The 11,806-nt window shown below is 69.5% G+C and carries 9 protein-coding genes; 6 read left to right on the top strand and 3 right to left on the bottom strand.

Annotated elements, in window-relative coordinates; all coding sequences use genetic code 11:
* Positions 1-25: 25 nt before the first annotated feature.
* From ACFYWY_RS35390 to ACFYWY_RS35375, 4 genes are all read left to right on the top strand, one after another.
* Positions 26-787, top strand: coding sequence for a hypothetical protein (locus ACFYWY_RS35390; RefSeq protein ID WP_389194703.1), 762 nt, complete (start codon positions 26-28; stop codon positions 785-787).
* A gap of 219 nt (positions 788-1,006) precedes the next feature.
* Positions 1,007-1,846 carry a TIM barrel protein gene (locus tag ACFYWY_RS35385; RefSeq protein WP_389194701.1) on the top strand — a complete coding sequence of 280 codons (840 nt, stop codon included), beginning with the start codon at positions 1,007-1,009 and terminating at the stop codon, positions 1,844-1,846.
* Positions 1,847-1,884: 38 nt separating this feature from the next.
* Positions 1,885-2,772, top strand: a complete 888-nt coding sequence (locus tag ACFYWY_RS35380) for a 2-hydroxy-3-oxopropionate reductase (RefSeq protein WP_389194698.1) — start codon at positions 1,885-1,887, stop codon at positions 2,770-2,772.
* A gap of 174 nt (positions 2,773-2,946) precedes the next feature.
* A complete protein-coding gene (locus ACFYWY_RS35375; RefSeq protein WP_389194695.1) occupies positions 2,947-4,413 on the top strand; it encodes a catalase in 1,467 nt (488 codons plus the stop codon).
* A 535-nt stretch (positions 4,414-4,948) separates the two neighbouring features.
* Here ACFYWY_RS35375 and gcl read toward each other — a convergent pair.
* Positions 4,949-6,736, bottom strand: a complete 1,788-nt coding sequence (gene gcl, locus ACFYWY_RS35370) for a glyoxylate carboligase (RefSeq protein ID WP_389194692.1) — start codon at positions 6,734-6,736, stop codon at positions 4,949-4,951.
* 203 nt (positions 6,737-6,939) lie between these two features.
* Between gcl and ACFYWY_RS35365 the strand changes: the two genes are divergently transcribed.
* Both ACFYWY_RS35365 and ACFYWY_RS35360 read left to right on the top strand, forming a co-directional pair.
* Positions 6,940-7,704, top strand: a complete 765-nt coding sequence (locus ACFYWY_RS35365; RefSeq protein WP_389194689.1) for a hypothetical protein — start codon at positions 6,940-6,942, stop codon at positions 7,702-7,704.
* Positions 7,705-7,776: 72 nt separating this feature from the next.
* Entirely contained in the window at positions 7,777-8,286 is a 510-nt protein-coding gene (locus ACFYWY_RS35360) for a GNAT family N-acetyltransferase (RefSeq protein ID WP_389194686.1), read from the top strand.
* 149 nt (positions 8,287-8,435) lie between these two features.
* Here the strand turns inward: ACFYWY_RS35360 and ACFYWY_RS35355 are convergent, their stop codons facing one another.
* The gene (locus ACFYWY_RS35355) at positions 8,436-10,052 is read right to left on the bottom strand and encodes an AMP-binding protein (RefSeq protein ID WP_389194684.1); all 1,617 of its coding nucleotides are present in this window, start codon (positions 10,050-10,052) and stop codon (positions 8,436-8,438) included.
* A complete protein-coding gene (locus tag ACFYWY_RS35350; RefSeq protein WP_389194681.1) occupies positions 10,049-11,737 on the bottom strand; it encodes an AMP-binding protein in 1,689 nt (562 codons plus the stop codon). The genes ACFYWY_RS35355 and ACFYWY_RS35350 overlap by 4 nt, the downstream gene beginning before the upstream one ends.
* Between the last annotated feature and the right edge of the window lie 69 nt (positions 11,738-11,806).

Here is an 11,806-nt window from a genome sequence, read left to right as displayed (position 1 = left end):
CGTACCACCAGTGAGGAGAGACACCGTGGCGAACCCCAGCACGCGGAGCCGCCGCGCCGGCTCACCCGGAAGCCGGTCCATGGCCGCGGCCGCCCGTGCCGCAGCCAGGCGAGCCGAGCGCACCGGCCCGGGCCCCGGGCCCGACTCCGATCTCGACGACACGCAGGTCCCGGCCCTGCTGGCCGTCGGACGGGTCCTGGAGACGGAGGACCCCGTTGAGGCACCCGATGAGCAGACGGCCGCGGACAAGGCCGGTGACGGCCCCACCCGGCCTTCGCGGTGGCGGCAACGCGGACTCATAACCGCTGTGCTCGCCGTCCTGGTCGTGGCGGGGCTGGTCGCGGTCACGGTGCTCGGGTGGAAGTACTGGGACGCCCGGCAGACGGACCGGGCGCGGGCACAGGCGCTCACAGCCGCGCAGAAGGCCGCTCCCGTGATCCTGTCATACGACCACCGGCATCTGGACCGGGACTTCGCCGCGGCGCGTGGCCACCTCACGGGTTCCTTCCGTGACGAGTATCAGCGGACGACCACGAAGGTGGTGGCCCCGACCGCCAAAAAGTACAAGGGCGTGGTCAAAGCGACGGTGGTGAAGCCGGCAGGCGGTGGCGCGCCGGCGGCATCGGTGGTGTCGGCCTCACCGGACCGGGCCGTCGTCCTGCTCTTCGTCAACCAGGTCACCAGCAGCACCCAGATCTCCGGCCCCCGCGTGGACCTGAACCGGGTACGGATGACCCTCACGCTCACCTCCGGCGGCTGGAAGGTGAGCGCGGTCGACGCTCTGTAGCGCCCGTACGGGCTCCGCCCAGCGGGCCGTACCCACCCGAGATCCACCCAAGACCCACCAAGTGCCTCCCGAGCCGGGACGGCGGAAGCCTGGACAGGCCTTCCGCCCCCGCTCGGGAGGCTCTTTTTTGTGGACCCGCCCTTGACAGCCCTCCCGACCACCAGGCAATCTTCCGTTAAGCAGAAACTGACTTCCGCAATACGGAAGGAGCGCACCCTTATGGGATACACGGACCAGCGCTTCGATGTGAACCTTTCGATCCTCTTCACGGAACTCCCGCTCCTGGAGCGCCCGGCGGCCGCGGCCGCCGCCGGCTTCACCGCGGTCGAGCTGTGGTGGCCCTGGATCGAGACCGCCACCCCGCCGCAGGCCGAGCTCGACGCCCTGAAGAAGGCGCTCGACGACGCCGGCACCCGTCTGGTGGGACTGAACTTCTACGCCGGGCGGCTGCCGGGCCCCGACCGCGGCGCGCTCTCCGTGCCCGGCGAGGAGTCCGACCGCTTCCGCGCCAACATCGACGTGGCCGCGGGCTTCGCCGCCTCGGTCGGCTGCAAGGCGCTCAACGCGCTGTACGGCAACCGCGTCGAGGGCGTCGTCCCGCAGATCCAGGACGCCCTCGCACTGGAGAACCTGGTGCTCGCCGCCCGTGCCGCCGACCGGGTCGGCGCGACCCTGCTGGTCGAGACCTTGAACAAGCCCGAGTCCCCGCTCTACCCACTGGTGAGCGCCCCGGCCGCGATCGAGGTCGTCGACTGGGTGAACGCGGCGACGGGCCTTGGCAACGCGAAGTTCCTCCTCGACATCTACCACCTGTCGATGAACGGCGAGGACGTCAGCCAGGTCATCGCGGCGTACGCCGACAGGACCGGTCACGTCCAGATCGCGGACAACCCGGGCCGCGGCGCGCCGGGCACCGGCTCGCTGCCGCTGGAGCAGTTGCTCGACGAGCTGAAGAAGGCCGGTTACGACGGCTGGGTCGGCCTGGAGTACAAGGCCGGCGACCGCCCGAGCGCGGAGTCCTTCGACTGGCTCCCGGCCGAGGCCCGAGCGGCCCGCTGAACTCCCTGACGTACCAAGGTTTCTAGGAAGGCACCCTCATGAGCACCCCCAAGATTGCATGGATCGGCCTCGGCATCATGGGCTCCCCCATGTCCGAGAACCTGATCAAGGCGGGTTATCAGGTCACCGGTTTCACGCTGGAGCAGGACAAGCTGGACCGGCTGGCCGCGGCCGGCGGCACCGCAGCGCCCTCCATCGCCGAGGCCGTCAAGGACGCCGATGTCGTCATCACGATGGTGCCCGCGTCCCCGCAGGTCGAGGCCATCGCGTACGGCCCCGACGGCATCCTGGAGAACGCCAGGCCGGGCGCGCTGCTGATCGACATGTCCTCGATCACCCCGCAGACCTCGGTGGACCTGGGCAAGGCCGGTGCGCAGAAGGGCATCCGTGTGCTGGACGCCCCGGTCTCCGGCGGCGAGGCCGGCGCGATCGAAGCCGTACTGTCGATCATGGTCGGTGGCGAGCAGGCCGACTTCGACAACGCCCGGCCGATCCTCGAAGCCCTCGGCAAGACCATCGTCCTGTGCGGCCCGCACGGCTCCGGCCAGACGGTGAAGGCCGCCAACCAGCTGATCGTGGCGGTCAACATCCAGGCCTGCGCAGAGGCCGTGGTCTTCCTGGAGAAGTCCGGCGTGGACCTGGCCGCCGCGCTCGACGTCCTGAACGGCGGTCTGGCCGGCTCGACCGTACTGACCCGCAAGAAGGACAACTTCCTGAACCGGGACTTCAAGCCCGGCTTCCGGATCGAGCTGCACCACAAGGACATGGGCATCGTCACCGACGCTGCCCGCAATGTCGGCGCCGCACTGCCCGTCGGCGCGGTCGTCGCCCAGCTGGTCGCCTCGCTGCGCGCCCAGGGCGACGGCGGCCTCGACCACTCCGCCCTGCTGCGCTCCGTCGAGCGTCTCTCCGGCCAGCGGGTCTGACTCCCAGATTTCCGGGCGGCGTTGGCGCTGACACCTGTCCTGTCGCGCCCAGGCGCCGGCGCCGTCCGGAACACCACCCTTCGTTTTCAACAAACTGTTGACGCGATGTTCGAGTCGAATTTACGCTCCTCGCACCGCCAGCAGCCCCAGCACGGAAGGTCACATCCCGCCACCATGACGCAGCGTGTGCTTACGACCGAGTCAGGCGCCCCGGTCGCCGACAACCAGAACTCCGCCACCGCCGGCGTCGGTGGCCCGCTCCTCCTCCAGGACCAGCACCTGCTGGAGAAGCTCGCCCGCTTCAACCGGGAGCGCATCCCGGAGCGCGTCGTGCACGCCCGCGGCTCCGGCGCATACGGCTACTTCGAGGTGACGGACGACGTCACCGGCTTCACCAAGGCGGACTTCCTGTCCGAGGTCGGCAGGCGCACGGAGACGTTCATCCGCTTCTCCACCGTCGCCGATTCGCTCGGTGGCGCGGACGCGGTCCGTGACCCGCGCGGCTTCGCGCTGAAGTTCTACACCGAGGACGGGAACTACGACCTCGTCGGCAACAACACTCCGGTGTTCTTCATCAAGGACCCCATCAAGTTCCCGGACTTCATCCACTCGCAGAAGCGCGACCCGTTCACGGGCAGGCAGGAGCCGGACAACGTCTGGGACTTCTGGGCGCACTCCCCCGAGGCGACGCACCAGGTCACCTGGCTGATGGGCGACCGGGGCATCCCCGCCTCGTACCGCCACATGAACGGCTACGGTTCGCACACCTACCAGTGGACGAACGCCGCCGGTGAGGCCTTCTTCGTCAAGTACCACTTCAAGACGAACCAGGGCGTCCGCTGCCTGTCCTCCGAGCAGGCCGCGGAGATCGCGGGCAAGGACGGCAACAGCCACCAGACGGACCTGCTGCAGGCGATCGAGCGCGGTGTGAACCCGTCCTGGACCCTGTACGTCCAGCTCATACCGGCCGCCGAGGCGGCGGACTACCGCTTCAACCCGTTCGACCTCACCAAGGTGTGGCCGCACGGCGACTACCCGCTGCAGCGCGTGGGCCGCCTGGTCCTGGACCGCAGCCCAGACAACGTCTTCGCCGAGGTCGAGCAGGCCGCGTTCTCCCCGAACAACTTCGTGCCCGGCATCGGCCCTTCGCCGGACAAGATGCTCCAGGGCCGGCTGTTCGCCTACGCGGACGCGCACCGCTACCGACTGGGCGTCAACCACACCCAGTTGGCGGTCAACGCGCCGAAGGCTGTGCCTGGGGGTGCTGCCGAGAACTACGGTCGCGACGGTCTGATGGCCACGCGCAACGGATCGCGCCAGGACAAGAACTACGAGCCCAACTCGTACGCCGGTCCCGCGCAGACGGACGCCGCGCTGTCGGCCCCGCTCGCAGTCCAGGGCTGGACGGGCACCCACGCGGCCCCGGCCCACGTCAAGGACGATGACTTCTTCCAGGCGGGCGAGCTGTACCGGCTGATGTCCGAAGAGGAGAAGTCCCGCCTCATCGCCAACATCGCCGGTGGGCTGTCGCAGGTCACCCGCGACGACGTGATCGAGAAGAACATCGCCCACTTCCATGCCGCCGACGCCGATTACGGCAAGCGCGTCGAGGAGGCGGTCCGCGCCCTGCGCGAGGATTGAGCGAACGGCAACACCCGGGCTGCGTCCGGGACATGACGGGAGGTCATGTCCGGACGCGAGCCCGCGCCGCGGACCCGGATGAGGGGTGTCACGCGGAGCGGGCGGAGGCGAGGACCGCGGCGGCAGGCGATGCCAGTGCGGTGGTGAAGGTCCGCGGGTTCTCTTTCTGACCTGAAGGAAGGGAGCCCGCGGAGCAATCTCCGCCGCCGCGGTCCCAGCCGGAAGCCGGCCCGGGCCACACACCCCGAAGCGCAACACACCCCGAAGCGCAACACACCCCGAAGCGCCACACAGTCTCCGCCCGGCCGCGCGAACGACCCGTCGCGACGGCCTCGCACCGTCGGGCGGCCACAACTGCTCCCCCAAGGCCTGACCCTCACACAGAGGGTCAGGCCTTGACCGTTCTCCCCGCCGCCCGCAGAACGCCAGTCCAGCAGCCGCAGGAACGCAGCGCCCTTGGGGCGGGCATGCGAAACGGCCCCCGCCCCGACACAGCGTCGGGACGGGGGCCGTTCACCCCTCGGCGGCAGTTGCCTCAGACCGTGAGCGGCTTGATCGCCGTCGGCGCGTGACCCGGCTCCGTGGCCAGTTCCTCGAACTCGACGACATTGCTGATGTCCGCCGTAGTGCTCATCGAGATATTGGTGATCCGCTCCAGGATCGCCTCCACGACGACCGGCACCCGGAACTCCGCGGCCAGCTTCTTGGCCTCCTCGAAGGCCGGCAGCAGCCGGTCCGGCTCGGTGACCCGGATCGCCTTGCAGCCCAGGCCCTCGACGACCTTCACGTGGTCGACGCCGTAGACGCCCAGCTCAGGAGCGTTGATGTTCTCGAACTCCAGGTTGACCTGGAAGTTGATGTCCAGGCCGATCTGGGCCTGACGGATCAGGCCCAGGTAGGAGTTGTTCACCAGGACATGGACGTACGGAATCCTGTGCTGCGCGCCGACCGCCAGCTCTTCGATCATGAATTGGAAGTCGTAGTCGCCGGACAGGGCGACGACCGGCGACTCCGGGTCCGCGGTGGCGACGCCGAGCGCCGCCGGGATCGTCCAGCCGAGCGGGCCCGCCTGGCCGCAGTTGATCCAGTGGCGCGGCCTGTAGACGTGCAGCATCTGCGCGCCGGCGATCTGGGAGAGGCCGATGGTGGTGACATACCGGGTCTCCGGACCGAAGGCCCTGTTCATCTCCTCGTAGACGCGCTGCGGCTTCAGCGGCACGTTGTCGAAGTGCGTACGGCGGTGCAGCGTGGCCTTGCGCTCCTGCGTGGCGGCGACCCACTCGGCGCGGTCGGGGAGCCTGCCCGCGGCCTTGAGTTCGCGCGCCACCTCGACGAAGAGCTCCAGCGCGTCCTTGGCGTCGGAGGCGATCCCGTAGTCCGGGGCGAAGATCTTGCCGATCTGGGTGGGCTCGATGTCCACATGGACGAACTTGCGGCCCTTTGTGTAGACGTCGAGCTTGTAGCCGGTGTGGCGGTTGGCCCATCGGTTGCCGATGCCCAGGACGAAGTCGGACTCCAGGAAGTTCGCGTTGCCGTAGCGGTGCGAGGTCTGCAGGCCGACCATGCCCGCGTTGAGGTCGTGGTCGTCCGGGATGGTGCCCCAGCCCATCAGGGTCGGGATGACCGGCGTGCTGGTGAGCTCGGCGAACTCGACCAGCAGGTCGGAGGCGTCGGCGTTGATGATGCCGCCGCCGGCGACGATCAGCGGGCGCTCGGACTCCAGGAGGAGGGAGATCGCCTTCTCGATCTGGGCGCGGGTGGCGGAAGGCTTGTAGACGGGCAGCGGTTCGTACGTCTCCGGGTCGAACTCGATCTCGGTCAGCTGGACGTCGATCGGCAGGTCGATCAGGACCGGTCCCGGGCGGCCCGAGCGCATCAGGTGGAAGGCCTGCTGGAAGACGCCGGGGACCTGCGCGGCCTCCAGGACGGTCGTCGCGGCCTTGGTGACCGGCTTGGCGATCGAGGCGATGTCGACGGCCTGGAAGTCCTCCTTGTGAATCACGGAGGTCGGCGCCTGGCCGGTGATGCACAGGATCGGGATCGAGTCGCCGATGGCCGAGTACAGGCCGGTGATCATGTCGGTGCCCGCCGGGCCCGACGTGCCGATGCAGACACCGATGTTGCCGGCGTTGGCGCGGGTGTAGCCCTCCGCCATGTGGGAGGCGCCTTCGACATGGCGGGCGAGCGTGTGATCGATCCCGCCGCCGGCCTGGAGGGCCTTGTAGAAGGGGTTGATCGCCGCACCCGGCACACCGAACGCGTTCGTGACGCCTTCGCGCTTGAGGATCTCAACTGCCGCTCGGGCAGCGGTCATACGAGGCATGGATGCTCCTGCTTCGGCCAGGCGGAGTCGGACTCTTCAGCGTCACTCGAGAGTGTCGATTCCGTAATGCGGAAGTTTAGTTCTGCTATACGGAAGCAATGTAGGACGCGCACGGAACTGCGTCAAGGGATGGCAGAAGTCCTCCCCAAGGCCTTGCGCTTGGTGGACGATGTACGCCAGGACGAAGGGGAAGGGGGACCGCGGTGGCCGAGACCGTGCCGGTGCGCTGTCCGTCCTGCCGGCGCGACCATCTGTACGCGGCGCAGGTCTATCCGTGTCCGTGCGGCGCCCCGGTCACCCCGCCGCTGCTGCGCGCCGCCCCCGCGGAGCCGATCACGCACCGCACCTGGACGGACGACTGGGTGACGGTCCGCTGCCGGGAGTGCGGCCGCCAGGACCAGTGGCCGCAGCCGGAGCTCGGCTGCCTGTGCGGCACGGTGCTGCGTATCCCAGTCCGCCCGGTGAGCGCCCCCGCCCCGGCCGCGCCCGCCCCGGCCTCCCCCGGCCCAGCTGCTCCCGACTCGACGCCGCCCTTGGCGGCACGCCCGTCGCGCATCCCGCTGCCCCACACCGCGACCGCCGTGGCGCGCCCCTCCTTCCGCCCGGTCACGATCCGCACCGCGCGGGACGCCGTGACCGCGGCTGCGCTCTATCTGAAGTGGCTGGGGTTCCGGGACGTCGTGCAACCGGAGGTCCGGCCCTCGTCCGGAATAGATCTGCGCGGCCCCGGCCTGGTCGCCCAGGTCGACCCGTCCACCCGCCCCGCCACGCTGCGCGATGTCGAGTGCCTGTGGCTGAACGGGCTGACCATCTCGGCGTCGAGCGTCTTCTTCTCCCTCGCGGGGTACGCGGACGACGCCAGGTCCCGCGCGGACGATCTCGGCATCCCGCTCTTCGTCATGGACCTCACGGGCAGCCCGCAGCCGGTCAACGGCCCGGCGGACGAACTCGTCTCAACCGGCGTCTGAACCCGGCCTTCGCCACGACGCCTGGGTGTGCGCGAGCTGCCGGGGCTGAAACGGCTGGGCCATACTCCCCGTATGCGTATCCGACCGGCCGCACTCGCCGAACTTCCCCTGCTCCAGGACATCGAGAGGGCGGCCGGCGAGCCCTTCCGCGGACTCGGCATGGCGGTGATCGCCGACGACGATCCCCCGGCGCTCGACCTGCTGGAGCGCTACCGCCGCCTGGGCCACGCCTGGGTGTCGGCCGACGCCGCCGACCGTCCGGTCGCGTATCTGATCTCCGACACGATCGACGGCGCGGCCCATATCGAGCAGGTCTCGGTCCACCCGGCCGCCGCCCGCCGTGGGCTCGGCCGCGCCCTGATCGACCACCTCGCCGCATGTGCGGCCGCCGACGGGCTGACGGCTCTCACCTTGACGACCTTCACCGAAGTCCCGTGGAACGCGCCCTACTACACACGCCTGGGCTTCCGCTCGCTGGCCGATGGAGAACTCACCGAAGGGCTACGGGAGATCAGACGCGCGGAGGCCCGGCACGGCCTGGACCACTGGCCGCGGGTCTGCATGCGGAGGGAGCTCGACTAGGCGTTTCCGGGGCTCCGCCACAGAACCCGTACGCTGGATTCTCCAGCCCCTCCGGCGATTGAGGAGCGGGGTCTGGGGCGGAGCCCCAGTTCCTGGGGGAGGGCGGGCAGGGGACGAAGCCCGCCGCAGGCGCACCGCACCCGCACCCCCTACCTCTCCCCCGCGAGCCCGTACCGCCGCCGCAGCTCCACCTTTCTGACCTTGCCGCTCACCGTCATCGGGAAGTCGGCGAGGATCTCGAGACGGCGCGGGACCTTGTAGTGCGCGAGCTGTTCCCGGCAGAACGCGGCGATGTCGTCCAGCGTCGGCGGGTCCGCGGGATCACGGGGGACAACGCAGGCCAGAATCTCCTCGCCGTAGCGCTCGTCGGGGACGCCGACCACCTGGACGTCCGCGATCTTGGGGTGGCCGTACAGAAACTCCTCGATCTCACGCGGATAGACGTTCTCACCGCCCCTGATGATCATGTCCTTGATCCGGCCGACGATCTGGACGTAGCCGTCCTCGCGCATCACCGCCAGGTCGCCCGTGTGCATCCAGCGGCCCGCGTCGATGGCCTCGGCGGTCTTCTCCGGCTCGTTCCAGTAGCCGAGCATCACGCTGTAGCCGCGGGTACGCAGCTCACCGGCCTCACCGCGGGGCAGGGTCACACCGGTGACCGGGTCGACGATCTTGACCTCGACATGGGGCAGCACCCGGCCCACCGTGCCGGTGCGGCGCTCCAGATCGTCGTCGCGCCGGGTCTGGGTGGAGACCGGGGAGGTCTCCGTCATGCCGTAACAGATCGACACCTCCGCCATGTTCATCTCGGCGACGACCCGCTTCATCACCTCCACCGGGCAGGGCGAGCCCGCCATGATGCCGGTGCGCAGGCTGGACAGGTCGTACGAGGCGAAGTCCGCGAGGTTCAGCTCGGCGATGAACATCGTCGGGACGCCGTAGAGCGAGGTGCAGCGCTCGTCGGCGACCGCGCCGAGGGTGGCCGTCGGCTCGAAGGAGGGGGCCGGGATGACCATGCACGCGCCGTGCGACGTGGCGGCGAGATTGCCCATGACCATGCCGAAGCAGTGATAGAAGGGCACCGGCAGACAGATCCGGTCCCGCTCGGTGTAGGCGACCATCTCCCCCACGAAATAGCCGTTGTTGAGGATGTTGTGGTGGGAGAGCGTCGCGCCCTTGGGGAAGCCGGTGGTGCCCGAGGTGTACTGGATGTTGACCGGGTCGTCGCAGGACAACTCGGCCTCGCGGGCTGCCAGTTGCTCGTCGGTGACCGTACGGGCCGCGTCCAGGAGCACGTCCCAGGAGCCGTCCTCGATGTAGTGGACGGCCCGAAGTTCGGGACAGCGTGGGCGCACCTGCTCCACCAGTGCCCGGTAGTCGCTGGTCTTGTGCCGCTGCGAGGCGCACAGGACCGAGATCCCGGCCTGTTTCAGTACGTACTCGAGCTCGTGCGCCCGGTACGCCGGATTGATGTTCACCATGATCGCGCCGATCCGGGCGGTGGCGTACTGCACGAGCACCCACTCGGCGCAGTTGACCGCCCAGATCCCGATCCGGTCGCCCTTGGCGACCCCGGTCCCGAGCAGCCCGCGCGCCAGCCGGTCCACCGCCGAGCCGAATTCTGCATACGTCCAGCGGGTGCCCGCGGGCACGTCGACCAGCGCCTCGCGGTCGGGGTGAGCCGCGATCGTCCGGTCGAGGTTCTGGCCGATGGTGTCGCCCAGCAGCGCCCTCTCGCCGGTGCCGTGCGCGTAGGAGAGCGTCATCGCAGGTCCCCCTCGTCGTACTCGGCGGCCGAGCCGTCGGCCGTACGCTCGCGCAGCTCGATCCGGCGGATCTTGCCCGAGACGGTCTTGGGCAGTTCCGCGAACTCAAGTCGGCGGATGCGCTTGTACGGGGCGAGTAGGGAGCGCGAGTGTTCGAAGAGGAGCTTCGCCGTGCCGGGGCCGGGCTCCCAGCCCTCGGCGAGCACGATGTACGCCTTCGGCACGGCGAGCCGGACCGGGTCGGGCGCGGGCACCACCGCCGCCTCCGCCACCGCTTCATGCTCCAGCAGCGCACTCTCCAGCTCGAACGGCGAGATCTTGTAGTCGGACGCCTTGAAGACGTCGTCGGAGCGCCCGATGTAGGTGATGTATCCGTCGGCGTCGCGCGCTCCGATGTCGCCGGTTCGGTAGAAGCCTCCGGCCATCGCCTCGGCCGTACGCTCCGGGTCCCCGTGGTAGCCGGTCATCAGCCCGACCGGATCGCCGGACAGATCCAGCGAGATCTCGCCCTCCACGGCGCCCGGCTCGCCCGTCACCGGGTCGAGGAGCACCACCCGGTAGCCGGGGCTCGGGCGGCCCATGGAGCCGGCTTTCAGCAGCTGACCGGGGCTGTTGGAGACCTGCACGGCCGTCTCGGTCTGCCCGAACCCGTCCCGGATGGTGACGCCCCACTCGCGCCGAACGGTCTCGATGACCTCGGGGTTGAGCGGCTCTCCGGCCGCGACGACTTCGCGCGGCGGCAGACGCAGCTGGCCGAGGTCCGCCTGGATCAGCATCCGCCACACGGTGGGCGGAGCGCAGAAGCTGGTCACTCCCGCGCGGTCCATCTCCGCCATCAGCCGGGCCGCGTCGAAGCGCGTGTAGTTGTGGATGAATACGGTCGCCTCTGCGTTCCAGGGCGCGAAGAGGTTGGACCAGGCATGCTTGGCCCAGCCGGGCGAGGAGATGTTCAGATGCACGTCGCCGGGCTTGAGCCCGATCCAGTACATGGTCGCCAAGTGGCCGACGGGGTACGAGAGATGGGTGTGCTCGACGAGCTTGGGGTGAGCGGTCGTGCCGGAGGTGAAGTAGAGCATCAGCGGGTCGTCGGCGTGCGTGACACCGTCGGGCTCGAACTCCCCGGGCGCGGCGAACGCCCCGTCGAATTCGAGCCAGCCCGGCACGCCGGCCGAGCCCCGTTCCGCCACCGCGATCCGGGTGTAGTCCCCCGGCACCTCGGCGAATTTCGCGGTGTCCGCCTCCCGCACGATGACGTGCCGGGCGCGGCCGCGTTCGATCCGATCCCTGAGGTCCAGCGGGCCGAGCAGCGGGGTCGCGGGGATGACGACCGCCCGCAGCTTCATCGCGGCGAGCGCGATCATCCACAGTTCCTGCTGGTTGCCGAGCATCACGAGGATCCGGTCGCCAGCCCGTACACCCTGGGCCCGCAGCCAGTTGGCGACCTGGTTCGAGCGCATGGACATCTCACCGAACGAGACGGTGATCTCGCGGCCGTCCTCCTCGACGATGTGCAGCGCGGTCCTGTCGTTGGCGGTGGCGATCCCGTCGAACCAGTCCAGCGCCCAGTTGAACCGCTCGGGCCGCGGCCAGGCGAAGCCTTCGTACGCCGCCGCGTAGTCCTCCCGGTGCTCCAGCAGAAAGTCCCGGGCCGCCCGGAAACTCTCCGTCGCGCTGCCTGACGTCATGTGTCCTCCTCATTGCGGGACCAGCTACCGACATCGTGTAATCGGTGACCCAGGTCTCACTACCCCCGT

Source organism: Streptomyces sp. NPDC002870, assembly GCF_042888505.1.
In the GTDB taxonomy this organism is placed as follows: domain Bacteria; phylum Actinomycetota; class Actinomycetes; order Streptomycetales; family Streptomycetaceae; genus Streptomyces.
Note: the sequence above shows the minus strand (reverse complement) of the source record. Positions and strands in the feature narration are given on the sequence as shown.